We start from the raw sequence: 25547 nt of genomic DNA, 5'->3' as shown, positions 1-25547 counted from the left end.
TTCGTGTGAATTGAAGATCTATGCCAAGAAAAATAATTAAAAAATTTCTCCCCAGACACGATGTGATCCGGAAACAAAAGGCACTCGCCGTCTTCGGCAACCTGCTTTATGACCCAAACCTCTGGTGCCTGAACCGTCGTTCGGCGTCTGGTGCCTTTGCTGTTGGCCTGTTTATGGCCTTTGTTCCCCTTCCCAGCCAGATGATCATGGCCGCTGGTCTCGCTATATTGCTTGGCGTCAATCTCCCTCTCTCTGTCGCACTGGTCTGGATCAGCAACCCCATAACCATGCCGTTGATTTTCTGGGGGGCGTATAAAGTAGGCACTCTTTTGATGGGTGCGCCCAGCCAGCACTTCCAATTCGAATTGACGTGGGAATTTTTGTTTAACCAGATGAATCAGATTGGCCCCCCTTTCCTTCTGGGCTGTTTTGTCTGTGGTGTGGTATCTGCGTTAATCGGCTATTTTGGTGTACAGGGTATTTGGCGATATTCTGTCGTGAGAAGCTGGCAAAAACGCCGCCTACGCCTGCCAAAAATCAATGCGCTCAAAAAGAAATAAGAAGTACGAAATAAACAGATGGCTAAAAAATACCCTGCTTTGGCAGGGTGTTTTTTCTTTCAGGTTCAGGTTGCGAGCCGTTAAACGCCCTTTCCAACCGAAAATGTAATCGTGGAGATTGTCACTGTTACCTTGCGCTCAATACTGATGCTGGTTGCAGCTTGCAGGCACGCTGTGCCGGATACCAGGTAGCCAGAAGGCTTAATACAATCGCGGTGACAGACACCAGAATCACATCGGTCATTTGTAATTGCGTGGGGAGAAAATCGACAAAGTAGATGTCCCCTGACAGGAAATCCTGCCCGGTCAGTTTCTCAATGCCTCCAACAATCGTGGTCAGGTTCAGCGCAATCAGGCACCCTGCCAACGAGCCAACCAGGCTCCCCATCAACCCGGAAAGGAATCCGTGCCAGACAAAAATAGCGCGGATAAGACCGTCCTTCGCCCCCATAGTCCGGAGCACAGCCACATCGGCGGCGCGATCTTTTACCGCCATCATCAAGGTAGAAACGATGTTAAAACAGGCCACACCAATCACCAGCACCATCACCAGATACATGATGGCACGCACCATCTGGATATCGCGATAGAGGAAACCATATTCTTGTGTCCAGTTTTTGAGGTACACATATTCTTTCAGCGTTTGCCCTACTTCACGAACGATTGCCCTTGCTTCCAGAGGCTCAATCACCCGCAGTGCCACACCGGATACCGCGTCCCCCATATCCAGATATTGTTGGGCATCCTGAATCGGTACCAATGCCAGACCGTGATCAACCTGACCGCCCAAACTTAAAATCCCGGAAACCTGAAGCCGGATACGTTGTGGTGCACGAAGTTTAAGTTCCGGATCCGGTGATGGCACCAACGCCGTCACCCAGTCACCAACCCCCACATTCAGGTTGTCGGCAATGCCTTTTCCAAGCACAACGGCGTTGCTACCTGGCTTGAGCGTTGACCAGGCATTATCCAATACATAGTCGCCAATGTTACTGACTCGGCTTTCCTGCACGGGATCAACACCGCGAATTTGAACAGGCTTGAGGCTTGCGCCTTTTTCCAGCAATGCAGTAAAGGTGACATACGGTGCCCCAGCCGACACCTTGGGGTTTGCTTCCGCTGTGACTTTCATCTCTTGCCAGGCTTTCACCGGCGCATCTACCCCTTCTAATTCCGCATGAGGGATCACCGCTAAAACCCGATTATTGAGTTCGCGTTCAAAACCATTCATCGCTGACAGGCCAACGATAATCACCATGACCCCAACAGAGATCCCGATCATGGAGGAAACAGAAATAAACGACACCAGCTTGTTGCGCCGTTTTGCCTTGCTGAATCTACGCCCGATAAACAGTGCCAGGGAATCTATCATGACGCCACAACCTCTGCCCGTGCTTCCACAAACTGGCCATCCAGCATCGACAGCTGGCGATCCAGCTTTTGTGCCAGTTCGCGATCATGGGTGACCACCAGAAACGCGGTATTGAACGCCTTATTGAGTTCACGCATCAAATCATAAATGTCGAGCGCAGTTTTATGGTCCAGGTTGCCAGTAGGTTCATCGGCCAGAACCAATGCAGGTCGGTTCACCACGGCGCGAGCAATGGCGACTCGCTGGCGTTCGCCACCAGACAACTCAGAAGGACGGTGTTCCGCGCGGTGTCCCATTCCCACCGCTTCCAGCATTTCCATCGCACGACGTTTTGCTTCCGCCGGTTTTTCACCACCAATCATCAAAGGCATGGCAACATTTTCCAGTGCAGTGAAATCTGCAAGCAGGTGATGGAACTGATAGATAAAACCAATGCTTTTATTGCGCAGGGTAGCTTGTTCAGAAGCACGCATTGTCATCAGGTCTTTGCCATCGAAATAGACATTCCCTGACGTCAGGGTATCTAGCGCGCCCAAAATGTGCAGTAACGTGCTTTTTCCCGACCCGGACGCACCCACAATGGCGACCAGTTCACCTTTTTCAATCGAGAACGATACACCTTTCAGAACATGGGTTTCCAGCGTCCCTTCCTGATAGGTTTTAGTGACATTGGAACAGGTTAATAATGCATTATTCATAACGAAGCGCCTCGGCTGGACGAACGGATGCCGCCTTCAACGACGGGAAAAGGGTTGCAAGAAGACTCAGTGCAATGGCACCGATAATGACAGAAACGACTTGAGCAGGCTTGAGCACAACCGGGAGCAACATTCCACCGCCCAACAGGCTGAGGTTCAATGCGGCCATGATTTCATTAATATTCAAGGCAAGAAACGACCCAGCTATGCCTCCCAGCAACGCACCAATCACACCGCTGCTGGCGCCCTGTACCACAAAAAGCGCAACAATACTTTTATGGTGCATCCCCTGGGTTTTCAAAATCGCCACTTCAGATTGTTTTTCCATCACCACCATAATGAGTGCGGAAATGATGTTAAACGCCGCCACCAGAATAATCAGGCTCAGCATCAGACCCATCATGTTCTTTTCCATTTTGACTGCCTGAAAAAGCTCACCCCGCAGTACACGCCAGTCTGACCATTCATAGCCCATGCTTTCTGCGATTTTTTGCAATTCAGGCACATCAAAAGGTTCAGCAACAAACAGACGCAAGTCCGCGGGTTGTGTGCGCGGCAGGCGCATCAGACGGCCAACATCATTGAGGTTGGCGAACATCAGTTGCGCATCAACATCCGTTGCTGTGTCATAAATTCCGGTTACCGTAAAGTTACGCTGCGAGGGAATGCGTCCTACCGGGGTAAACTGGCTGGCGCTGGTGATCATAACGCGCACTTTGTCGCCGACTGAAACATCCAGTTCCCTGGCCGTTTTTCTCCCCAGAACCAGATTGTAACTCCCTGGTTTCAGTGAATTAAAATCGCCACGGACCATAAATTCACGGATCGGCTCATGGCCGCCAGCATCGATACCCAATAGACGTCCCGCAGAAATAGATTTGGCGCTTTGTACCACAGCATCAGTACTGACAATTGGCGCGGTATCCGTCACGCCTTCCAGGCTGGCCAGCGTGTTAACATCCGGCGCATGCTGCGCATCGCCCACAACAATCGCTTGAGGGATCACACCAAGGATACGGTGCTTTAGTTGCCCCTCAAACCCATTCATTACAGAAAGGACGGTGACAAGCGCCATCACGCCAATGGTAATACCTGCGGTCGACATGTAAGAGACAAAACGGCCAAATTTGTCCCCTGAGCGTCCACGAAGATAGCGAATTCCGATAAACACCGGTAAAGGGTGAAACATAAATGAGATCTCAATACCTTGTTAGCCTGTCGCTATGCACAGCCTAAATGGAAACTAATCTGTGGCATGAAGAATACCTTTAAGGTCAGCCAATTGCTACGAAACCACACGCTGAACCCGGTAATCAGATGCTTTTGGCGACGAAACGTTCCATAAATTGAATACCTATAACTACCTGACGCATCTAAGTGCAGTAAAAATAAACACTTCTTTACCCGTCTGATTGGGTAAATACTGTCACTACAGGTATAATCAATAACTAAGCAGGATTTTAGGGTTTGATGCCCCGGGAATATCAATGAGCCAGGATGAATACTTTTCCGTACATGCGCACCTGAAGATCAACGTCGATGTGCTGCCTGACGATGAACATATCCCTTCAGAAGCCGAATTTGGCCGGGAAATTCCTCTCGCATTTCGCATCGCCAGTGAATGTGGCGACCTCGACAGCAGCGTTGAAAAAGAGATCCAAGCCCTCCAGCACGATGAAGGGCACGCGCTGACCAAATTCCTACATGCACAAAACCAGAAAATCAACTTGCTGCTCGGTTTTATGCTGTCGCAACAGGATGATCCCAACTTGCGGTATCAAACTGAAACGTTTGGTGCCAGCAGCCTGACATTCATCGCCCGAAAAGCGTTCAAGAAGGGGCAGCATGTTCGTCTGAAACTCTTTCTTGAGAACCCTCCCTCAGCGATTTACTGTTACGGTAGCGTCTATGGCTGCAAAGAAAAGAACGGTAAGTTTGCTGTTGGCGTGAAATACATTCGCCTGCAAGAAGAAGACAGAGACGTATTGATACGTGCCGCTCTGCACCAGCAACAGAAGTTACTCCGACAACGCGCATTGGAAAGAAACAGCTAAGCCTCAGAATTCATGACTAACAACACCTTATTTAATTTATCTGCTCCTGAAAAAGCAGGAGATACCCGTGTCGTCGCCAACCTCCATGGCGCTTCCCTTCCATTAACCGTCGCGACACTCGCCGAACAGCAAAACCGTTTTATCCTGATGGTGGTGCCGGACAATCAGACTGCCCTAAAACTGCAACCTGAAATCAAGCAGTTTACCGGTCAGGAATGCCACGTGTTCCCCGATTGGGAGACGCTGCCTTACGACAACTTTTCTCCGCATCAGGACATTATCTCCGATCGTATCGCCCGCCTTTACCAGCTGCCGCAGCAGACGTCAGGGATTTTGCTGATCCCGGTCAGTACCCTGATGCAGCGTGTGATGCCTCATTCCTTCCTGGTGCAGCACGCACTGATGGTGAAGAAAGGCGACCGCCTGTCGCTGGAAAAACTGCGTCATCAGCTTGAGCTTTCCGGCTATCGTCATGTTGATCAGGTCATCGAGCATGGCGAATACGCCAGCCGTGGATCAATCCTTGATTTGTTCCCCATGGGGTCAAACCAACCATACCGTATCGACTTTTTTGATGACGAAGTCGACACCATCCGCGAGTTCGATCCTGAAAACCAGCGTTCTACTCAGGAGCTGGACAGCATTAACCTGCTTCCCGCGCATGAGTTTCCAACCGATGACGACGCCGTTGAACAATTCCGCGTCCGGTGGCGTGAGCGCTTTGACGCGCGTCGGGAACCCGAATCTATCTACCAGCAGGTCAGCAAAAAAATCTGGCCAGCCGGTATTGAATACTGGCAACCGCTGTTTTTCGATAAAACCGAAACCCTGTTTGATTACCTGCCGAAAAACACCCTGTTGGTCACAAAAGGGGATTTAGAAGCCTCTGCCAAACAGTTCCTGAAAGACGCAGATTACCGGTATGACCAACGCCGCGTTGACCCGCTGCGCCCCCTGCTGCCACCTAACGAGATTTGGCAAACCATTGATGAGCTGTTTGGTGCATTCAAACGCTACCCGCGCATTAAGGTGCAGTTCGACCAGACTGAATTAAAAGCGGGCCGCACCAATGCGCCGGTTTCAGCATTGCCTGAGCTGACTATCAACCAACAACTGAAAGAGCCGCTCGGCACGCTTCGCCAATTTACCGAAGCGTTTACCGGCAAGATTGTGTTCTCCGTGGAAACCGAAGGCCGCCGTGAAGCCATGCTGGATTTGCTGGCACGCATTAAAATCCGCCCTATGGTTTGTGGTTCGCTCAGTGAAGCGCTCGACTCACCAACAGATTTTTCGATGGTGGTCGGCCCGGCAGACATCGGTTTTCAATGTGAAAACCCCAACTTTGCACTGATTTGTGAGAGTAACCTGCTGGGTGAGCGCGTTGTCCAACAACGCCGCCGCGACAACAAGAAAACCACCTCCAGTTCAGACACCATTATCCGCAACCTTGCCGAGCTGCAAATCGGCCAGCCAGTTGTTCACCTGGAGCATGGTGTCGGCCGCTATCTGGGTTTGCAAACTCTCGAAGCCGGCGGTATCACCACCGAGTACATGACATTGGAATACCAGCAAGGGGCCAAGCTCTATGTGCCTGTTGCTTCCCTACATCTGATTAGCCGTTACAGCGGCGGCGCAGAAGAATCAGCCCCCTTGCACAAACTGGGTGGCGAAGCGTGGGAGAAAGCCAGAAAACGGGCGGCTGAAAAAGTCCGCGACGTGGCGGCTGAGTTACTGGACGTTTATGCCAAGCGGGCAACAAAGCCAGGCTTTGCCTTTAAGCATGACCGCGAGGCTTACCTCGATTTCTGTGCCGGATTCCCGTTCGAAGAAACAGCCGACCAGAAACAGGCTATCAATGCTGTCCTGTCTGACATGTGCCAGCCGATTGCGATGGATCGTTTAGTGTGTGGTGATGTGGGCTTCGGTAAAACAGAAGTCGCCATGCGCGCAGCCTTCCTTGCGGTCAACAACAGCAAACAGGTCGCGGTTCTGGTTCCGACTACCCTGCTTGCCCAACAGCATTTTGAAAACTTCCGCGATCGCTTTGCCAACCAGCCCGTTCGCGTTGAAGTGCTTTCCCGCTTCAAATCGGCCAAAGAGCAAAAACTGATCCTTGCTGATGTGGCAGAAGGGAAAGTCGATATCCTTATCGGTACCCACAAATTGCTACAAAGCGACGTGATATTCCACGATCTCGGTTTGTTGATTGTCGATGAAGAGCACCGCTTTGGTGTCCGCCAGAAAGAAAAAGTGAAGGCAATGCGTGCAAACGTCGATATCCTCACGCTGACGGCAACACCGATCCCACGGACGCTGAATATGGCGATGAGTGGCATGCGCGACCTGTCTATTATCGCCACTCCACCTTCACGTCGTCTGGCGATAAAAACCTTTGTCCGTGAACGCGAGAGTTCACTCATCCGTGAAGCCGTGCTCCGTGAAATCATGCGTGGTGGGCAGGTTTACTTCCTGCATAACGACATTGACTCGATAGAGAAAACCGCCAACGAGCTCGCTGAACTGGTGCCGGAAGCACGGATCACTGTCGCACATGGACAGATGCGAGAACGCGAGCTGGAACGTATCATGTCCGATTTCTACCACCAGCGTTTCAATGTGCTGGTGTGTACCACCATTATCGAAACCGGCATCGACGTGCCAACGGCCAACACCATTATCATGGATCGAGCCGACCACTTGGGCTTAGCCCAGCTTCACCAACTGCGTGGACGTGTTGGCCGTTCCCACCACCAGGCTTACGCTTATCTTCTGACACCGCACCCTAAACGAATGACCAAAGACGCCGTCAAGCGGTTGGAAGCCATTGCATCACTGGAAGATTTAGGCGCAGGATTTACGCTGGCAACCCATGACTTGGAAATTCGTGGTGCCGGTGAATTACTTGGTGATGAGCAGAGCGGACAAATCCAGTCGATTGGCTTTACCCTTTATATGGAAATGCTTGAGCAAGCCGTTGAAGCACTGAAAGAAGGGAAAGAACCGTCACTTGACGATCTGCTTAATCAACAAACAGATATCGAGCTTCGTATTCCCGCGCTATTGCCAGACAGCTACATTCCGGATGTGAATACACGACTGTCACTGTACAAACGTATTGCGGGCACCAAAACGCCTGACGATATCGAAGAGTTGCGTGTTGAGCTTATTGACCGCTTTGGCTTGCTGCCAGAAGCGGCAAGCAACTTGCTCAAAATACAACTGCTCAAACTACACGCAGCGAAACTGGGTATACGTAAGATAGACGCACATGATCGAGGCGGTGTGATCGAGTTTACTCAAAACGCGCAAATTGATCCCGGCTTCCTGGTGGGTCTGTTACAATCCCACCCGAGCCGTTATCGATTCGAGGGACCAACCAAACTCAAAATCGCCGAATCACTCACTGATCGCCGAGAGCGGGTTGCATTCATCGAAACACTTTTAAACCAATTTGCTGAAAATTTATTGGTTGCCTGAACAGGCAACCGGCTTTTAAAACGGAGTAATGCTTTGAAAAAGCTGATTATCCTGCTGCTTTGTGCCATGAGCTGGCCTTCTTTTGCAGAACGCTTGTTTGATGTTGAAGTCATCGTATTTAAGCGTAACCAAAACCCAGATGCGGTTCAGGAAAACTGGCCCGATGCGCAGCCGGACATTAACCTGAATAATGCGATATCAGTGTTCGACTCCCAAGCCCTTGCAGCACGTGGTCTGAGGGTACTGCCAAAGAGTCAATGGCAATTAAATGCAGAATATGACCGTCTGGCAAACCATGCCGGCTTCAAGCCTCTGGTTCATGTTGCCTGGCGCCAGAACGACGGCGGGCGTGGTATGATGCCAAAATTGCGCTTTACCGCTGGCCGTAACTTTGGTGACAGCTTCTATACAGATGGCACATCCAAGGATGCACTCATCACGACCAGTGAGTATGCACCTGACAGTAACCAGCCAACCGAAAAAATCAGCGGCCCAATGTACGAGCTGGATGGTTTTATCCGTGTTTATGTGCAGCACTATCTGTTCATTGAAACCGATCTGGCACTGCGTGAGCCTGGCGAGCGAAAAGTACTGGAAGAAGTGCAGGCGGTACCAACATCCTTGGAAAACCAGACAATAACGGATGTCGAAAATATCGTGGCGGATAACGCGATATCAGACACCGAAGGCAGTGCGCTGACCGGTCTGCAGAAACTGGAACGTACTTACTCTGTTGAGAAATACCTGAAATCTTACCATTTCGAACAGAAACGTCGCATGCGCAGCGGCGAGATCCATTATCTCGACCATCCACTGATGGGCCTGATCATTAAGGTTACCCGCGTCGACTAATGGCTTCAGGTATTCTATCTTTTCTATCCAGCGCCCTCCTATGAGGGCGTTATTTTCATATTCAGTATCCAAACCTATAACCTTAATGGCAGGCCGGGACGATGATGCAAGCAAACCTTGAATTCCAAACCGACCGACTGACTCTCCGGGCGTTAAAGCAGGTTGATGCCATCCCGCTCAAAACGGCCATTTCAGAGTCGGCAGATACCATCAGTCCCTGGCTGGATTGGTGTCACGAAGGATTCGACACTCTGGATGCTGAAGCCTGGATCAACCGGAGTCGCCAGGGTTGGTTGACGGGGGCAAGCTATGAACTTGCTGCCTTTGAAAGTGAGACCGGGGCACTGATCGGCTGTGTCTATGTGTCCAACATCGACAGCGTGGCCAACATGGCAAACCTAGGTTATTGGATTGCCACTAAGTATCAAGGATATGGATACGCACTCGAGGCAACAGAAGTCGCCACGAACCTCGCCTTCAGTCACCTGTTGCTAACCCGCCTGGAACTTGTGATGGACCCTGCTAACCAAGCCAGTATCCGCATTGCCGAAAAGCTCTGCGCTACCTTCGAGTGCCGCGCACGAAACCGCTATATGTACGATGGCAAAGCCCGCGAAGGTTTGGTTTATAGTCTTATCCCTGAAGACGTAATAATGTAAAAAAGCTGCCAAGGCAGCTTTCTAATACCCTTTTACAGATGGGATCAATGCAACTTAAGCGAAGGGCGAAGCACACGGTTGATACGGCTCACCACCATCATCAATCCCGTTTTAATCACGCCATGCAAAGCAATCTGGTGCATACGGTACAGCGAAATGTAAACTATGCGTGCCAGACGACCTTCAACCATCATTGAACCGCGGGTCAGGTTGCCCATCAGGTTACCCACTGTAGAGAAGCGGCTCAGTGAAACCAATGATCCATGGTCTTTATAAACATAAGATTTGAGTGCTCGGCCAGTCATTTTTGCCACAATATTTGAAAAACAACAGCTCGCCATCTGGTGCGCAGATTGGGCGCGTGGTGGCACCATGGAGCCATCCGGTTGTTCACAAGCCGCACAGTCGCCAATAACAAAGATGTCGTCATCACGGGTGGTCTGTAGCGTTGGTTTAACGACAAGCTGGTTAATGCGATTGGTTTCCAATCCTGCAATATCCTTCAGGAAGTCCGGAGCCTTGATTCCAGCAGCCCACACCATGATTTGTGCAGGGATTTTGTCGCCGTCTTTGGTGGTCAGGCCATCCTTTTCTGCCTTCACCACCATGGTTGCCGTACGTACATTCACACCCAGCTTAATCAGCTCCTGTTGCGCCGCCCCTGAAATCCGCGGTGGCAATGCAGGCAGGATGCGCTCGCCGGCTTCTACCAGTGTCACGTTCAGCTTGGAGCTGTCCAGATCCTGGAAACCATAGTTGTGTAATTCTTTAACCGCATTGTGAAGCTCCGCAGAAAGCTCAACACCCGTTGCTCCCCCACCAACAATGGCGATATCGACAGTGCCGTTACCAGATTTTGCATGCAACTTAAGAAACTCATTGTTCATTTCATTGCGAAAACGGCGGGCTTGCTCTGGTGTATCAAGGAAGATGCAGTTATCACGAACACCGGCAGTATTGAAGTCATTTGAGGTTGAGCCGATAGCCATCACCAAAATGTCATAGTTCAGCTTCCGCTCAGGCATCAGCAGTTCGCCGTCCTCTCCATCGTGCAATGCCGCCAATGTAATCGTTTTATTATCGCGATCGATACTGGACAAGCTACCCAACTGAAAATCGAAATAGTGGTTTTTAGCGTGGGCACGATAACTGATTGCATCCACGCCTTCATCAAGAGAACCAGTTGCCACTTCATGCAAAAGTGGTTTCCAGAGATGGCTGGATTTACGATCAACAAGAGTGACCTTGGCGCGCCCTTTACGTCCAAGTGTGCGTCCCAGTTTGGTTGCCAATTCAAGACCACCCGCACCACCACCAACTACAATAATCTTGATCACGATTACTTCCTTACCATAATTTAAATTCGAAAAAAATTGTCACACCCCCGCGTATTTCATGCCGCAGGATGAAGATTAGGTCAGACAAATCCGGTCGCTTTTCTGGTATGAGCTCTGCTCTGGAAGGGAGAGGTAAAGCGCCGTTGTTTCAGCGTTAAACGCATGCATCTTTCATTTGTATTTTATTTGTTGCATGCCGACATCATTAAATTTATGACGTGATACCACTTTTTGTTGAGCCATTATACAGCTCACTTGATCTCAATCAATTTTTATATCTACAAGCCACGCCAAGGATAGCGAAATCAATCGGATGTAAAGATACATCCTTCATTCCGCAACATTTGAAAACGAAAGAGCATCGGCTTTTAACAACCGATGCTCATGATATTTAACAGTACGAGTTACGCGTTTTTAAATGCTTTCATTGCCTGAAGGTGATGGGAAATACTCTTAAATTTGTGGGTCTGGGTGTCATCCCAGACGATGTCATAATACGGACTCAACACGGCCGCTGAACGCGTATTGTCCAATATTTCATCCGCCTTCGAGAGCACAACCATACAACGTCCTGCATTCTTGCCGCGGAAGTTGTCAACACACTTGGTGGCGATATCCTCGTACTCTTCCGGTCTGTCGATGCGGCCTTCCATATTTTCCTGTGGAAACAGGTTGGGATTAAAGATCACCTGCTTGATGCCACTCAAAAAGCCGATACGCTCCGACCAAAAGCCCCCCAAACCGACACCACAGATCAATGGGGCCTTGTCATCAGACAATGCCAGCTGCTTATTCACCTCTTTCAAAAGGTGCTGCATGTCATGTTTGGGATGCAGTGTACTGTAATTGATAAACCGAACGTCCGGGTCAATGAACTGAAGTTGCATGACCTTTTCATGGTTTCCTGGGCTGGTTGAGTCAAAGCCATGAAGATAAATAATCACAGAAAATCCCTCTTACTCATCACTGGTTTTTCCAGCTTGTTATCTTACCCAAGCAGCTCGCGTTGAAACGCTAAGGACATACGATTTGCACATTGCTGAAGACAGTCCTTTCAAGTGGCTTGGGCACAAAAATACTATCACCCAATCACACATTTTAGTTAGGGTTTAAGTTGAAACACGGGTGTGGCTCAAGGTTTTCAAGCCCCGCAGGTGCATAAAGCAGCAATCAGTTTAATACATCGGTGATATCCGCGCTGTATGAGGCCAGTTTGTCACGGAATGCAGCCCGCTGTTTATCTGACAGGTGGCGATCCAGGCGCTGTAGCAATTCATAACGGCGGGCATAGTAAATCGCCATATCATTCTGGTGTTGTTCACTGTCGAACGCGAGAAGGTGAGTGAAATACGTATTGATTCGCTGTTCCAGATCCGGAGCATTCCTGTTCATCAAAATCCCTTCTAACTCAGCCACCAACGTATTCCTGATGGAATAAAACACCGGACGCATTTCAATTTGGTATCTTGCCATTTCGAGAAATTGCCGTTGCTGTTTGTCGTTGACTGACTGGACCCAAAACTCCGCGCGCGCTATCAGCTTTTCCTGCCGACGTTTATACTGTGCTTCCAGATCTCCCTCATTGGCTTTTTCTACTGCTTCTTGAATATTTTCATTCACTGTGTCTAGCCAGACTTTCGCCTGTTCATCACTGAGTGATGAAATCAGGTTTGTCAATGCCGGTGTCAGGCCAGACAATGAATCATAAATCACTGCATTCACCTGCTGGTGGTATTCACGAATTTGAGGGTAAGACAGAGGTGTCGCCATGTCCGCTTCCAGCTTGTGCAACAGTCGCTGGATCTTAGGGAGCTCAGATTGGCGGTGCCACTCATGAAAAGCAGACAAATCTGTATCCAGCTGCTTTTGCTGGCTGGCATTCAAGTCAACATAGTCAGAGAGGTAATAGTCAATCCAGAACGGCAGTGTGTTGTAAGCAAACTGGTTAGTGCAGGCGGAAAGAATGACAACCGCAGTGACAGAAAGAAGGAAGGGTTTTATCCGTGATCTCACCAGTTTCATTGCGGTTTTGCTCCTAAGGGTTGCTTACTGCTGCCTACTTACCGTGGCAAAGACGCCTCCGCTTTTGCGAGGAAATCATCTCTGCGTTTCTGATACAGCGGTTCACCGTACAATTGGAATCCAAGGGCATACCACAACGCACCTAAATAATCCGCGACAGGTTGCCAGCGCACACAGGCGCTTTGCCATTTCTCGACCACTTTGATACGTCTTATATGACAATAGCGATCCACTAAGGTTTCAAGATCCAGCCCGTTTGCAAGTGAGGTCATCACCAAATCTAATGCCGGATCGCCCAAGGCGGCATATTCCCAGTCGAGAATTTTTATCTCCCCGCTTTTTTCCTGCACCAGATTGTAATAACCCAGATCGTAGTGGCAGGTGGTTAATTCGAGGCCGCTCGAAAAACGGTTCTCCTGAAAATGCCGGTGCAAAGCAATAAGACGCGGGCTTTTGAATTCTTTCTCCAGGCTGTTGAAATACACAGCCCCTTTATCAAAAGGATCAAAGCGGTTATTCAGCGGCGGCAACCCATGGACACGGTCCTGAAGTTCAGCCATGGTCTCAAGTGACACATGTTCCAAGGTAGAACCGTCAATCCAGGGGTTTAATAAGCCATTATTGAAATATTTAACCGGCGGCGCAGCTAACCCCTGATCTGATGCCGTTTTCAGCGCATTAAATTCATGGCTTCGTGAAAGACCAAATGCTTTGGCAGACGCCGCTTCTGGCCGCCAGACGAAACGGCGTCCATCCTCAGTCGTCAGTTTCAGGCAGCGATTACTGAGGCCGCCGGAGAGAAACGTGGCATCGACAATAATAAAATCAGGCCGCAGCGTTTCAATCACTGCGGCCTTGTCGTTATCTTCTTGCGTAAGCAACATTTACCATCCGATCAAGGATTTGGACAACTTCTTACGAATTTCTGTTTCGTCTGCCCACTCTATCAGGCCGGTTTCAAGATCCATCAGGCGCATGGTCATTTTGTAGTAAACGTCTTGGTCGCTGCCATCGCGCTTGTTGATGCTCGACAGGTTACCATAAAGCATATATTGCGCACCCACCATTTTACCAAACTGGATTGCCGTTCCCGGATTGACCAATGCATCGTTGTTTTGGAAGTCCAATTGTTCACGGACAGCTTCAACGCGGGTCATGTCCACAAAACGGAACCTACCAGAGTTGATCAGGCGGGTGCTGACGGTGTCGGTGATAGATTCAGTATCAATGTGTTCGGCCGTTTTATTTTTGATGGATTCAACAAAGACGATCGGACGGCTGTCACGGGTAATGGCTGTAACAGAGCCCGAAGACAGCATGCTGTCTGTCATGTCTGCCGCGATTTTTTGCAAGTCTGTCGAACCAAAATCGATGGTTGTGGTTTCCACTTCCTGAGCATCACCATAGCTTACCTGCCTGGCACATCCTCCCAAGATGAGTGCAGCACCCATCAGCACAATTAGGCTTTTTTTCATTGGTATACCTGTTTATGTTTAGTTGTTATCACTGATATTTCTTAGCGAAACACGAAAATTCTTGGCGTCTGGATTCAGGGCGGCGCCCTGAAGCGTCACCGACTGACCGCCATAAACGACAAACTGCCGCCATGGTGATCTGCCACTGTCAACCTCCAGACCCTGCGCATCGTACCAATTGAAACGGTACTGCAGGTTTTGCGATTTATCGCTCTTGTTCGTAACCATGACCTGGGCCAGCAGCCTTCCATTCACCATACTACTTTTCGCATTACCAAATTCGAGATTTTGCGCCAGTACCGAATTGCCGAGCACCACATTCTGGTTGCTGCTATCGATACTGAGACCAGTGGTGGTGTTAGCACAACCTGTCAACAGCATGGTGGCTGAAAACAACATTGCTGCATATTTCATCCTATGCCTCCTAATATCCCCTGCCAATGAACCACCTTGTCTCCCTGTCTGGATAGCCAGACCAATGTGGTTTTTCCTGGTTCTACGTTCACGTTAATGGCTTGTCCATCAGCATTTACCTGATACTGACCTTGTGTGTAAAACCCGCTATAAACACCAACACTTTCGGGTAATGTCTGCCAACTGCGGGTATCCGGTTGTTCGCTCAGCACATTAAAAATGTTAACCACGACGTTGCCAAGGCCACTTTCATCGTTCTCTGCCAGAGACTTTCGCAGCTCATTTTTTGCCACAACCCTAAGGATTTGCCTTACCGCCATGGCTGGCATTGCCTCGTTAAGTGCCTGTTGTGCCATGCCGTTGATGTTTGCCAGTTGCTGTGGCTGTACAACCTGACTGTCAACAGTCAAAGCCCTTTGTGGCGCCGCTTGGTATGAGCGGTAATATGGCAAGCTGACAGTATGTGCTGCCAGATCACCATGGCTGTCCGGTAGCCATAAAGGCAAGCGCCAGAAATCCCGGGCATTGACCACGCCCTGCTCGCTCAGTATGACTAACTGTCCTTTTGACCGGTCAGGACGTTGATATTTCCCGTACTGTTTCTCCAATAACCTGAGTTCATCCCGGCGCCCCTGCCTGAACGCAATACGCATGGCCGCTTCCGCAATGTATTTATTATCAGGTTCAACGGCCATCGCACGGCTGTAGTCAATAAAAGCACTGTTCAGGTTTCCTTCTGCTTCATAAAGCAGGGCAGAAAGATAGAACAGGTACCCGTTTTGCACAAAACCCAGCGTTTGACCGGCATCCGGATAGCGTGACAGCACTGCACCAAGGTTTTCATTAATGCCATTCTGTTGTGCTGTTCTGCTGGCACTTTCCAGCTCATCTTGTCGGATTTTTCGTGCCCGCTCCTGAACCAGGTTTGCTCGGCGCACCTCAACCAAAGCGCCTTGCACGTCATTATTTTGCAGGTAGCCCAGTGTCAGGTAAAGGTGCAGGAAACCCAGCTCGTAATCCGGCGGTGTGTAGCGGATCATGTTGTCGTTAGTGATCAAGGCACCGAGTTGATCCACGCCTTGGGACAACTGGATGATGGCCGCCTCTTGCTGTTTTGTGGCAGCAATATCTGCCCGCTCGAACGAGGTTTTGCTCAGCGCAGTGTCACCGGCAAGAAGCGCTAGCCGCCCTTTTTCCATGCCATCAAGGATTTCGCCATCAGGCTGTTCAGGTAACGATGCCAGTGCCTGTTGATACTCGCCGTTAGCCAACAATGTGTGCGGTTGCTGGAGTGCAGCCGAATAGTGGCTGAACAGCCCCTGCGCAGACAGGTTGGCACATCCAACCAGGCTGAATCCCAGGCAACACGCCACCAGTTTTTTTAAAACAGACGAATAGGCCCTGCGCCGGTCAGCGAGGGCCGGAGAATCATGTCGAATCATTAACCGATCAGCATAGGTCCCAGAGGGCGGCCACCAACCAGGTGCATGTGAATGTGATACACCTCCTGACCGCCATGATTATTGCAATTCATGATCAGACGATAACCGTCTTCGGCAATCCCTTCCTGCTCAGCCAGTTTACGCGCCACAGTAAACATGCGACCCAATGCCAGCTCATCTTCTGTTTCCACGTCATTCACGGTCGGGATCAGCTTGTTGGGAATGATAAGGATATGGCTTGGAGCACGGGGGTTAATGTCACGGAATGCAGTCACAAGATCGTCTTGGTAAACCACATCAGCAGGGATTTCCTTGCGAATGATTTTACTGAAAATGGTCTCTTCAGCCACGGGCAACTCCAAATGAATGATGTACGAAGCTGTAAGTATGCTAGACAGAAAGAATATGAGCAATAATGAACGGTGTTTTTATCCTAGTTAGTGGCTGCCACCTGAGATGTTTAATTTTTGTAACAACTCCCCCTCCAAATCAGAAACACATTTCAGCGTCATTTATAAGCATGACGTTGATTATTGACCTCTCTCTCAGGATATTTGCGTATCACATCAAAGGTTAGAAAGTCTTGACCTTTTTACCTGTAAAGTTTTTGAAATACTGGCGGATGACAAGATCAGTAACGCGTTTAAACACACGAATCTGCTGCGAAATACATCCGCCGGTGATAGACATGTTAGAAAAATACCCCTTGGCGGCATCATTCAGCGGGTTTCTTGCTTTTTATGTTGAACCCGGATTTCGGGAGACACCGGATACCTGCCGGTGGGAGGAATATCAATGGCTAAAAAACGACAAAGCTCCGTCATTCGTCGCATGTATGCCGGGTTTGCGGTGCTTGCCGTGAGTCTGGTTGCAACCAATACACTTAATCTTAATAGTTCTCAGGACATCCACGAACAACTAGAGATCGTCACCTCAAAAGCCCTTCCCCTCGTCTCTTTATCGAATGAAGCCAGCGTGAGCCTGCTGGCTGCCGACAAGATTTTCAAAGACTACCTGACCAGCAGCAACGTGGCGCAGAGTGAGCAGGTACTTGAAAACTTCGACGTGGCGCGGAAAAAATTTGATACCGCCGTCAACAACCTGAATCAGGCGGCCTCAGGCCAGGAAGCCCTGGCCGCGAAACTGGAAGCGTTGCGTGGCATCGAAAAGCGGTATTTTTCTGAAGCCTCTGAAGCCATTGGCAATTACCAGCGCCAGCAAACCGCAAAAGAAAATGGGATAAAAGCCGCCCGCCAGTTCCAGCGTATGAACACCGCACTGGCTTTGGGCATGCAGGATTTTGTCGCCAACAATGGCTCAACCACCCTCAAGATCATTTCCAAAACCTACTTTAAAAAGCTACAGGAAACCGAAACCCACACCTCTGATGCCTTAGCCAGTGACAAACTGGAAGACGTAGAAAAAGCGATGAACGGCAACCGCCGCAGTGTCAAACAGCTGAACTATTCGTTCCGCTCCCTGACGGCACAATTGCCAGAGCTGAAAGAGAAGTTCCAGAAAGACATTGATGCCTTCACCCGTGATGTCAGCCGTGAAGGTGGTGTGCTTGACCAGCATTATGCGTATCTTGTCGCCACCAACGAGCTCTACACCAATATCGGCAACCTGGCTGCGGAAGTCGATAACGCCATGGCAATTCTGGATCAATTCCGTAGCGAGGCTGAGAGTGTGATGGCGAACTCGATTCAGGATGCCAACAATACTTTCCAGAATGGGGTTCGACAGACCATCGTTATCGGCGCGCTGATACTGGCGATAACTGCCTTTATCGGCTGGCATATTGCGCGCAGTGTCCGTAAGCCTCTGAGCAGCACGCTACAGGTTCTGGAAGCGATCACTGACGGTGATATGACCAAGCGTATTGATGTGAAAGAGCACAACGAATTTGGTCAGCTGGCCGATCACATCAACACTCTGGCGTCCAACCTGCAAGGTATTCTGCGGCAGCTTCGGGATGCCGCACAGGAACAGGCCGAAGTCGCCGCAGCAAACCAATCCACCACCCAGAATGCGAAAGCACAGCTTAACGAACAGCGCCAGCAGACTACGGCCGTCGCGGCTGCCATGACCGAAATGGAGCATTCGGTTCAGGATGTCGCCAACAGTGCCCGTCAGACCATGGAAAAAGTGATGGAAGTGGGCGAAGCGGCATCAAAAGGCCGTGAAATCATGACCCGCAATATCAGCACCACCCACCAGCTTTCAAGCCGTCTGGATGATTCGGTCGCCGTGGTGTCTTCCTTGCAGGAAATGACCGCCAATATCGAAAGCATTCTCGATGTGATCAGCAACATCGCAGACCAGACCAACCTGCTTGCCCTCAACGCTGCGATTGAGGCTGCGCGTGCCGGTGAGCAAGGTCGTGGCTTTGCAGTGGTGGCAGATGAAGTACGTGTGCTGGCAAAACGCACATCTGATTCGACATCAGAAATCGAAGAAATGATCAGCAAACTGCAATCACAATCCCGCGAGGCAGTTCAGGTGATGCAAGAATGTGTCGAGGAAATGGAGAACAGTGTCACTCAGGCATCCGACGCCAATTCTGCCATGGAAGAAATTGAATCCATCATTCTGATGATCAGCGATATGAGCAGCCAGATTGCTGACGCCGCCTCTGAGCAGAGCACAACGTCTGCGGATATTGCCCGCAACGTCGAGCACATCAGCGTGATCGCAGACAGCAGTTATTCCGCAATGCAAGATGTCGCGGGTGCCAGTGAGAGACTGGACCAGCAAGCCGTCAACCAGAACGAACTGGTACACAAATTCACGGTTTGATCTTTCCCTATACCGAAAAGCGGAGGCTTCATCCGCTTTTTGGTTGCTCCCTACCTGATATTCCCATCAACATCCGGGTAATGTCTGCCGCACTGACTTCCTCACAATGAGCGTTGTTAGTGCCTGACCACAAGGGCGTGAAATCATCCCTGCCCTCTTTTTCTGCGGCGGCGCGTAATGGGGCCATTTCAATCGATGCATAGGGAAACACGGGCGCACACGCGTTGATATAACCGAGCGATGCCATAGCACCGTTGACAATGCCCCGTGCCGGACGCCCTGAAAAGACATTGGTCAATGCCGTATGTTGCGCCGCACTGGATTTTAACGCCTGACGATGAAGCGCCGAAGTATTAGCCTCATGACAAAGCAGATACGCCGTGCCCACCTGTACAGCAGCAGCCCCCAGAGACAAGGCATGCTCAACGTGCCCCCGTGTTGCGATGCCCCCAGCGGCGATGACAGGCAAACCAACAGCGTCAACCACATCCTGAAGCAAATCAAACGTTGGCCGTTGGGAGTCCAGTGATTCTGTAAGAAACATCCCCCGGTGACCACCCGCTTCCACACCCTGTACAATCACAGCATCACACCCGTGCTGTTCCAGCCACACAGCTTCTTCCACCGTGGTGGCAGAAGAGAACACTTTCGTCCCCCAGCCTTTCACCCGATCAAGTAAAGACGGCTCCGGCAGCCCAAAATGAAAACTGATAATAGGCGGGGCATAAGGTGCAATCACATCTGCAATCTCGTGACTGAATGGCAATCGGCTGGCGCGGTTATCCAGCGTGTTTTCATCAATACCATAGCGCGTGAAGAAAGGTTTGAGCTCGGCCCGCCAGCGGCGGTGACAAATCTCATCAAAAGGAAGTGAAGGATGGCAGAAGAAATTGAGATTATAAGGATTACTACTGGCCTCCCTAAACTGTTCGATTTCATCGACAATTTGCTCTGCAGATAACATTCCGCAGGGAATCGAACCCAGCCCACCAGCATCATTGACAGCAATGGCTAAGCGGCTGTTTTGTACACCTGCCATCGGTGCCTGAACCAAGGGAATGTCTATCCCTAGCCACTCAGCGAAATCCAATTTTTCCATATTCCAGTTCCTTTGCCCGGTTGGCTGTTAAACATTCAGTGCCGCCAAACCATAAACCAAAACCATCCGTTGCCTGATAAATAAGGCATTATTTTGACGATGCCTTCAAACAATAAATGCATTAATACGCATATTGATTTCGAAATACACTCAAAAGTGTTCTGTAAACAGGGGCAAACAAACAACCCTCCACTCGTACGCAGCCAACATACAAAACGTCACCACGCCCCGAAAATGAGAGAAAGAAGATGAAATAAAAGCCCTTTTCCACTATCATCCTGCCGCCTGAGCGCAAGCGTTTGCGTTTTTATTTCACATTCCTTGCTAACAGGCGCCAATCCGATTTTTAGCTATGGAGGGACGCCTTGATGACCACACTTACGATTACTCGCCCTGACGACTGGCATGTCCACCTTCGCGATGGCGATGTACTGGCAGATACTGTCCGCGATATCAGCCGTTATAACGGCCGCGCACTGATCATGCCAAACACCGTTCCTCCTGTGACCAATACGGACATGGCACTGGCTTACCGCGAACGCATTATGGCGCAAAAGCCTTCCGCACAATTTGAACCGCTGATGTCACTGTACCTGACCGACAACACCGCCCCTGACGACATCCGCAAGGCGAAAGCCTCCGGTGCGGTGGTCGCGGCAAAACTTTACCCGGCAGGTGCAACAACCAACTCAGATTCCGGTGTCACCAACGCAAAGAACATTTACCCTGTTCTGGAAGCCATGCAGGACGTCGGCATGCTGCTATTGGTACACGGCGAAGTGACCCATCATGACGTGGATATCTTCGACCGTGAAAAAGCGTTCCTCGAGACGGTTCTTGCGCCAATCGTGAATGACTTCCCAGGCTTAAAAATCGTGCTTGAGCACATCACTACCGCCGATGCCGTAAACTTTGTAAAGAATGCCAATGAAAACGTGGCGGCGACCATTACTGCCCACCACCTGATGTATAACCGCAACCATATGCTGGTTGGCGGCATCAAACCTCACTTCTACTGCCTGCCCATCCTGAAACGTAATACACACCAGAAAGCCTTGGTTGAAGCTGCGACCAGTGGCAGCAAAAAGTTTTTCCTCGGTACTGACTCTGCGCCGCATGCAAAAGGTGCGAAGGAATCAGCCTGTGGGTGCGCTGGCTCTTACACTGCACATGCAGCGCTTGAGCTCTATGCTGAAGTGTTTGAGCAGGAAGGAAAACTGGAGAACCTGGAAGCATTTGCCAGCTTTAATGGACCCGATTTTTATGGCTTGCCACGGAACACCGACACCGTCACTCTGACGAAAGAAGCGTGGCTGGTCCCTGCCACCATGCCATTTGGCCAGGACATTGTTGTGCCAATCCGTGCCGGTGAAAATATCCGCTGGAAAGTGAAGTCATTCACCTAAAACAGAAAACGTGGAAAACAGTATACACCTTGAAGCAAATAACGACGTACTGTACTCTCCCAGTGCTGTAAACGTATACATTGATTGAATATCTCTGCATACAAGCGAAATAACGTGTCTTTTCGCTGACAAGCTGTTTATCAATTTGTCATCGTTACACAGTAAGTGTTCAATACTTCTCGTTTAAGTTTTTAGCCAGTAAGGGCGTGCTATGGCGACGATCAAAGATGTTGCAAAGGAAGCTGGCGTTTCCGTCGCGACGGTTTCCCGTGTACTCAATAAATCTCCTAAAGCGAGCCAAGCCTCTATCGACTCGGTCACTAAAGCCATGAGTAAATTAGGCTACCGGCCCAATGCAGCCGCACGCGCACTGGTTAGCCAAAGCACCAATACCATGGGTGTGTTGGTCGGTGATGTCTCTGACCCCTTTTTTGGTACGATGATCAAGTCGGTAGATCGCATTGCGCATAAACAGGGAAAGCACTTGTTAATCGGTAACGGATACCATAACGCCGACGATGAACGCCGTGCTCTTGAGTTGCTGATCCACAGCAGGTGTGATGCGATGGTCATTCACGCCAAAGCACTGTCAGATGAAGAATTGGTCGGCTACGCGAATGAAGTCAAGGGGATGGTACTGATCAACCGCCATATTCCTCAATTGGCGGGACGTTGTATTTCACTCGATAATGAAAAAGGCGCCTTCATCGCGACCGAGTATTTAATACGACACGGGCACAAAAACATTGCCCATATTGCATCGTCTCATGATATCGAAGATACCCATCAACGCTTGCAAGGCTATCAAGCTGCACTGAATGCACACGGTATTGAACTGCCCAAAAGCTATATCGAATACGGCGAACCAAACAGTGATGGCGGCGAAATCGCAATGACTCGGCTTCTCACCAAATCGTTAGCCTTTACAGGCGTGTTTGCCTATAACGACTATATGGCCGCCGGGGCGCTGGCGGTATTGGAGGAAAACGGCATCAACGTGCCCAAGGATATGGTCTTGGTGGGCTTTGATGACGGTTTAATTGCACGCTTCGTCCGTCCTGGGTTAACCACTATTCGTTATCCCATCGAAATGATGGCAGAACGTGCGGCAAAATTAGCGTTAGCACTGGCGAGCGGAGAAAACATCGAGGCAGAACCGGCAATCTTCAGCCCAACATTAGTGCGTAGAAATTCGGTTTAGTTAGTCCACCGTATTTAACTCGAAATACGGGCCAAAACATGCAACGGTGCGCGTTGATGATCAAATAAGCGGTGAACTTGCGCTAAATACAACTCTGCTGTGGCAATCGCGTCATTGAGTGCATTATGTGCCTGGTAGTCCGGTAAACCGTGTGCCGCTCTTACCGAGCTCAAACGCCAATCGCGGCACACCTGTCTTAACTGCTCACGATATTGTTCGATTTTTAATGTATCGAGCCAAACCAGTGGTAAATTGATTTGTCCATAGTGCAGAGTGAGATAACGCGCTAAAAAGCGCTTTTCTATTACGCTACCATGAGCCACTATGACTTTCCCTTTCATTACATCAAACAGTTGCGAAAACGCATGGTGCTCACTCACTCCACAATTACGTAGTGTTTCTGGCCTTAGGTGATGAATTCTTGCCGATTCATATCCGTTCAAAACAGGCTGATTCACCAATATATGGCGAGCACTGCTCAAGCGGATTTGGCTCTGGCGGATCTCAACCCAGCCCATACTCAGGACCTTATCTTGCTCTGGGTCAAGACCACTGGTCTCAAAGTCCAATACCAGCGTGTCAAGTGACTTAAGATCTGAAGATGCACTTGGTAGTGGCATATCAATCAACGCACTCAACGAAGATGGCCACTGTTCCCTTGTAAGGTAATGGTGCTGTGCGCAAACTCGCTCATTGATTAACCCTTCCGCTTTCCATGAATTTCTCTTAAACATGTTAAGACCCAAACTTCATTTTTAACGCGTCTTGATAACCACCAATAATACGAAACGCATCTTTCAAATGTTGACGTTCAAAACTGCCAAATCGCTCAGGATAAATCGCGTTGCTGACACCATGTCCTTCTCTAATACAGTGGAGATGATGTGTATAGCGCAGTTGCGTAACATAGCGATAAGCGCCGATCAAATCTTGATAAGAGCTTTCGTTGATGAGTCCTTGGTCATAGGCAAATTGAATTCGCTCCTCCGTCGAATTCATTTCTCCCCCCTCACTGAGCGCATAAATTCTTGCCATGTCTACCAGCAAACCAATCGCTGCTTTTTTGATATTCAGCATTTTTCCATCACTCTGATCCCTCTCTAACACTAAGTTATTGAATATGCCAAGTGGTGGTCGCTCTCTGAGTAGATTTCTAACCAAGGCAGACATCAGGCGCGGGTTGTGTGTCACGCACTGGTGACGATGTTGTTCTAATTGCTCAAACAGGCTTTCATCTCCCGCTATCAAACGTATTTCTAAAAATACATTCAGGTTGAGCAACATGTCATATTCGGGGTTGTTCGCCCATTTTCGGTAATATTGCCGCCAGATATAAAGTGGTTGATTCCATTTTGACGTCGCAGCCATAAAACGCCCACTGCACAGTGAGTATCCACATGCTGCCAACCCTTTACAGACAAACATGGCGAAATGTTGAAAGTAGATCCTATCCGCTTCTGTCGCGCAATCTTCGAGCACCAAAGCGTTGTCTTGATCTGAGCCTAAATGCACTTCCGACCTTGCATGCGATCCTGCAACGATCCAGGCATAGCGACAAGGTGGCTTGCCAATGGCCTGCTCAGCCATCTTCAACAATTGAGAAGTAAACACATCGTAAATCATCGTCAGCACTTGACCAATAGTCTGCGCGGGCATACGCGCTTCGACCATCGCCTCAAATACCGATTGGCGCAACGGGGTTAGCGTTGCTAATGCATCTAACGTATTGCAATTGCGAATTTTTTCAATCAGGTAGATGGCTTGTACGCCATGTTTTTGCACTAATTGCTTGGGCGTAACCAAACCAAGGACATGCTTATCTGCATCGATGATGGGGACGTGTTGGACATTGTGCTTCATCATCAGATTAACCGCAGAGAGTACCAATTCATCTTGCCTGAGAGTGTAGGGGTCAGGTGTCATCACATCGCGAATTGGGGCAGAAACATCCATGGCTTCTGCTACGACGCGATTGCTGAGATTGCGCTGACTGACAATGCCTACCAGCGCACCATCATCAAGAACCAATGCGCAGGTACTGCCTTGGTGGTCACGCATCTGTTTTGCCACTTGCTGAATCGATGTACTCGGTGTCACCGTCACCACATCGCAATAAGCGACCTCTTTTACCGGCTTAAAATAGATGCCCTTCCCTGCTTCCATCAACTCACTGTCAACCCGGGATTTTAGACGGTGGTTGGCGCTACTGGAGAGTTGATCGACAACAGATTCAAAATTAACGAGTTTCTCGAGCAACGACGTATAGTTAAACCTGTATACCAAGCAGCTTTCAACGGTTTCAATGCTGTAGTTGTCTTGCGCTAAATTAAAACCAAACAGGTCATTTTTACCAAGTCGTGACCTGAGATTACCATTGGGAAAACGCTGCTCGATCACACCTGAACGGATGATATACAAGCTACGATCGGAGACATCGTTTAGCGTCATTTTTTGTTGTTGTCCCCAAAACAAAATATCCGCTTCACAGGCGATACTGTCTAACGTCTCATCCGGCAACTGAGAGAAGGGGTCAATCGTTTTAAGAAACGCAACAACATTAGGTAGCAAAGTAGAATCCATCTGCTCTCCATCCCCCGTCATAAGAAAAGAAATAACAAACGAAAAACGGTTCAAAACAAAAAAGCTCCGCCAGTGATCGCGGAGCTTCATTAACCGTTTA

General features: G+C 49.6%; 22 protein-coding genes. 8 read left to right on the top strand and 14 right to left on the bottom strand.

Annotated elements, in window-relative coordinates:
- Positions 1 to 20 precede the first annotated feature (20 nt).
- Positions 21 to 560: a DUF2062 domain-containing protein gene (locus VHA_RS13255; RefSeq protein WP_005505126.1), complete on the top strand. Its 540-nt coding sequence runs from the start codon at positions 21 to 23 to the stop codon at positions 558 to 560.
- A gap of 127 nt (positions 561 to 687) precedes the next feature.
- Here the strand turns inward: VHA_RS13255 and lolE are convergent, their stop codons facing one another.
- Genes lolE through lolC form a run of 3 tightly spaced genes read right to left on the bottom strand, consistent with a single transcriptional unit; the run spans position 688 to position 3819 of the window.
- Positions 688 to 1932, bottom strand: a complete 1245-nt coding sequence (lolE, locus tag VHA_RS13250; protein WP_005505125.1) for a lipoprotein-releasing ABC transporter permease subunit LolE — start codon at positions 1930 to 1932, stop codon at positions 688 to 690.
- Positions 1929 to 2630 carry a lipoprotein-releasing ABC transporter ATP-binding protein LolD gene (lolD, locus tag VHA_RS13245; RefSeq protein ID WP_005505124.1) on the bottom strand — a complete coding sequence of 234 codons (702 nt, stop codon included), beginning with the start codon at positions 2628 to 2630 and terminating at the stop codon, positions 1929 to 1931. Before lolD ends, lolE begins: the two co-directional genes overlap by 4 nt.
- Entirely contained in the window at positions 2623 to 3819 is a 1197-nt protein-coding gene (lolC, locus tag VHA_RS13240; RefSeq protein ID WP_005505123.1) for a lipoprotein-releasing ABC transporter permease subunit LolC, read from the bottom strand. The genes lolD and lolC overlap by 8 nt, the downstream gene beginning before the upstream one ends.
- 298 nt (positions 3820 to 4117) lie before the next feature.
- Here lolC and VHA_RS13235 point away from each other — a divergent pair, with 298 nt between their 5' ends.
- From VHA_RS13235 to VHA_RS13220, 4 genes are all read left to right on the top strand, one after another.
- Entirely contained in the window at positions 4118 to 4684 is a 567-nt protein-coding gene (locus VHA_RS13235; RefSeq protein WP_005505122.1) for a PilZ domain-containing protein, read from the top strand.
- A 12-nt stretch (positions 4685 to 4696) separates the two neighbouring features.
- On the top strand, positions 4697 to 8161 hold the full coding sequence (gene mfd, locus VHA_RS13230) for a transcription-repair coupling factor (protein ID WP_005505121.1): 3465 nt from the start codon (positions 4697 to 4699) through the stop codon (positions 8159 to 8161).
- 33 nt (positions 8162 to 8194) lie between these two features.
- Positions 8195 to 9013 carry a peptidoglycan binding protein CsiV gene (locus VHA_RS13225; protein WP_005505120.1) on the top strand — a complete coding sequence of 273 codons (819 nt, stop codon included), beginning with the start codon at positions 8195 to 8197 and terminating at the stop codon, positions 9011 to 9013.
- A gap of 101 nt (positions 9014 to 9114) precedes the next feature.
- A complete protein-coding gene (locus tag VHA_RS13220) occupies positions 9115 to 9672 on the top strand; it encodes a GNAT family N-acetyltransferase (RefSeq protein ID WP_005505119.1) in 558 nt (185 codons plus the stop codon).
- Positions 9673 to 9716: 44 nt separating this feature from the next.
- On the opposite strand, the gene VHA_RS13215 is transcribed toward VHA_RS13220, so the two are convergent.
- The 8 genes from VHA_RS13215 to hinT form a co-directional block, all read right to left on the bottom strand.
- Positions 9717 to 11009, bottom strand: coding sequence for an NAD(P)/FAD-dependent oxidoreductase (locus VHA_RS13215; protein ID WP_005505118.1), 1293 nt, complete (start codon positions 11007 to 11009; stop codon positions 9717 to 9719).
- A 404-nt stretch (positions 11010 to 11413) separates the two neighbouring features.
- Positions 11414 to 11953, bottom strand: coding sequence for an alpha/beta hydrolase YcfP (ycfP, locus tag VHA_RS13210; RefSeq protein WP_005505117.1), 540 nt, complete (start codon positions 11951 to 11953; stop codon positions 11414 to 11416).
- Between the two features lie 226 nt (positions 11954 to 12179).
- Positions 12180 to 13031: a DUF6279 family lipoprotein gene (locus VHA_RS13205; RefSeq protein WP_005505115.1), complete on the bottom strand. Its 852-nt coding sequence runs from the start codon at positions 13029 to 13031 to the stop codon at positions 12180 to 12182.
- Positions 13032 to 13069: 38 nt separating this feature from the next.
- Positions 13070 to 13915, bottom strand: coding sequence for a phosphotransferase (locus VHA_RS13200; RefSeq protein WP_005505114.1), 846 nt, complete (start codon positions 13913 to 13915; stop codon positions 13070 to 13072).
- Positions 13916 to 14506: a penicillin-binding protein activator LpoB gene (gene lpoB / locus VHA_RS13195; RefSeq protein ID WP_005505113.1), complete on the bottom strand. Its 591-nt coding sequence runs from the start codon at positions 14504 to 14506 to the stop codon at positions 13916 to 13918.
- A gap of 18 nt (positions 14507 to 14524) precedes the next feature.
- Positions 14525 to 14920, bottom strand: a complete 396-nt coding sequence (locus VHA_RS13190; RefSeq protein WP_005505112.1) for a YcfL family putative periplasmic lipoprotein — start codon at positions 14918 to 14920, stop codon at positions 14525 to 14527.
- Positions 14917 to 16362, bottom strand: a complete 1446-nt coding sequence (locus tag VHA_RS13185; protein WP_005505111.1) for a COG3014 family protein — start codon at positions 16360 to 16362, stop codon at positions 14917 to 14919. The genes VHA_RS13190 and VHA_RS13185 overlap by 4 nt, the downstream gene beginning before the upstream one ends.
- On the bottom strand, positions 16362 to 16712 hold the full coding sequence (gene hinT / locus VHA_RS13180; RefSeq protein WP_005505110.1) for a purine nucleoside phosphoramidase: 351 nt from the start codon (positions 16710 to 16712) through the stop codon (positions 16362 to 16364). The genes VHA_RS13185 and hinT overlap by 1 nt, the downstream gene beginning before the upstream one ends.
- A gap of 445 nt (positions 16713 to 17157) precedes the next feature.
- On the opposite strand from hinT, the gene VHA_RS13175 reads away from it, so the two are divergent.
- Positions 17158 to 19161 (top strand): methyl-accepting chemotaxis protein, encoded by a 2004-nt coding sequence (locus tag VHA_RS13175; RefSeq protein ID WP_005505108.1) that lies wholly within the window; start codon positions 17158 to 17160, stop codon positions 19159 to 19161.
- 28 nt (positions 19162 to 19189) lie between these two features.
- Here VHA_RS13175 and VHA_RS13170 read toward each other — a convergent pair whose 3' ends face one another.
- Positions 19190 to 20260 (bottom strand): NAD(P)H-dependent flavin oxidoreductase, encoded by a 1071-nt coding sequence (locus tag VHA_RS13170; protein ID WP_005505106.1) that lies wholly within the window; start codon positions 20258 to 20260, stop codon positions 19190 to 19192.
- Between the two features lie 368 nt (positions 20261 to 20628).
- On the opposite strand from VHA_RS13170, the gene pyrC reads away from it, so the two are divergent.
- Positions 20629 to 21666: a dihydroorotase gene (gene pyrC / locus VHA_RS13165; RefSeq protein WP_005505090.1), complete on the top strand. Its 1038-nt coding sequence runs from the start codon at positions 20629 to 20631 to the stop codon at positions 21664 to 21666.
- A 211-nt stretch (positions 21667 to 21877) separates the two neighbouring features.
- Positions 21878 to 22867 (top strand): substrate-binding domain-containing protein, encoded by a 990-nt coding sequence (locus VHA_RS13160; RefSeq protein ID WP_005505088.1) that lies wholly within the window; start codon positions 21878 to 21880, stop codon positions 22865 to 22867.
- A gap of 14 nt (positions 22868 to 22881) precedes the next feature.
- Here VHA_RS13160 and VHA_RS13155 read toward each other — a convergent pair whose 3' ends face one another.
- Positions 22882 to 23601 (bottom strand): 3'-5' exonuclease, encoded by a 720-nt coding sequence (locus VHA_RS13155; protein WP_005505086.1) that lies wholly within the window; start codon positions 23599 to 23601, stop codon positions 22882 to 22884.
- A gap of 1 nt (position 23602) precedes the next feature.
- A complete protein-coding gene (locus VHA_RS13150) occupies positions 23603 to 25537 on the bottom strand; it encodes a DUF294 nucleotidyltransferase-like domain-containing protein (protein WP_226926520.1) in 1935 nt (644 codons plus the stop codon).
- Between the last annotated feature and the right edge of the window lie 10 nt (positions 25538 to 25547).

Origin of the sequence: Grimontia hollisae CIP 101886, assembly GCF_000176515.1 — a bacterium.
In the GTDB taxonomy this organism is placed as follows: Bacteria; Pseudomonadota; Gammaproteobacteria; order Enterobacterales; family Vibrionaceae; genus Enterovibrio; species Enterovibrio hollisae.
This window is presented reverse-complemented; position numbering and strand designations above follow the sequence as displayed.

Coding starts and splice junctions, on each gene's coding strand:
- VHA_RS13255 (WP_005505126.1), top strand. CDS start 21: ATGCCAAGAAAAATAATTAAAAAATTTCTCCCCAGACACGATGTGATC.
- lolE (WP_005505125.1), bottom strand. CDS start 1,932: ATGATAGATTCCCTGGCACTGTTTATCGGGCGTAGATTCAGCAAGGCA.
- lolD (WP_005505124.1), bottom strand. CDS start 2,630: ATGAATAATGCATTATTAACCTGTTCCAATGTCACTAAAACCTATCAG.
- lolC (WP_005505123.1), bottom strand. CDS start 3,819: ATGTTTCACCCTTTACCGGTGTTTATCGGAATTCGCTATCTTCGTGGA.
- VHA_RS13235 (WP_005505122.1), top strand. CDS start 4,118: ATGAGCCAGGATGAATACTTTTCCGTACATGCGCACCTGAAGATCAAC.
- mfd (WP_005505121.1), top strand. CDS start 4,697: ATGACTAACAACACCTTATTTAATTTATCTGCTCCTGAAAAAGCAGGA.
- VHA_RS13220 (WP_005505119.1), top strand. CDS start 9,115: ATGATGCAAGCAAACCTTGAATTCCAAACCGACCGACTGACTCTCCGG.
- VHA_RS13205 (WP_005505115.1), bottom strand. CDS start 13,031: ATGAAACTGGTGAGATCACGGATAAAACCCTTCCTTCTTTCTGTCACT.
- VHA_RS13200 (WP_005505114.1), bottom strand. CDS start 13,915: ATGTTGCTTACGCAAGAAGATAACGACAAGGCCGCAGTGATTGAAACG.
- lpoB (WP_005505113.1), bottom strand. CDS start 14,506: ATGAAAAAAAGCCTAATTGTGCTGATGGGTGCTGCACTCATCTTGGGA.
- VHA_RS13190 (WP_005505112.1), bottom strand. CDS start 14,920: ATGAAATATGCAGCAATGTTGTTTTCAGCCACCATGCTGTTGACAGGT.
- VHA_RS13185 (WP_005505111.1), bottom strand. CDS start 16,362: ATGATTCGACATGATTCTCCGGCCCTCGCTGACCGGCGCAGGGCCTAT.
- VHA_RS13175 (WP_005505108.1), top strand. CDS start 17,158: ATGGCTAAAAAACGACAAAGCTCCGTCATTCGTCGCATGTATGCCGGG.
- VHA_RS13170 (WP_005505106.1), bottom strand. CDS start 20,260: ATGGAAAAATTGGATTTCGCTGAGTGGCTAGGGATAGACATTCCCTTG.
- pyrC (WP_005505090.1), top strand. CDS start 20,629: ATGACCACACTTACGATTACTCGCCCTGACGACTGGCATGTCCACCTT.
- VHA_RS13160 (WP_005505088.1), top strand. CDS start 21,878: ATGGCGACGATCAAAGATGTTGCAAAGGAAGCTGGCGTTTCCGTCGCG.
- VHA_RS13155 (WP_005505086.1), bottom strand. CDS start 23,601: ATGTTTAAGAGAAATTCATGGAAAGCGGAAGGGTTAATCAATGAGCGA.
- VHA_RS13150 (WP_226926520.1), bottom strand. CDS start 25,537: ATGAAGCTCCGCGATCACTGGCGGAGCTTTTTTGTTTTGAACCGTTTT.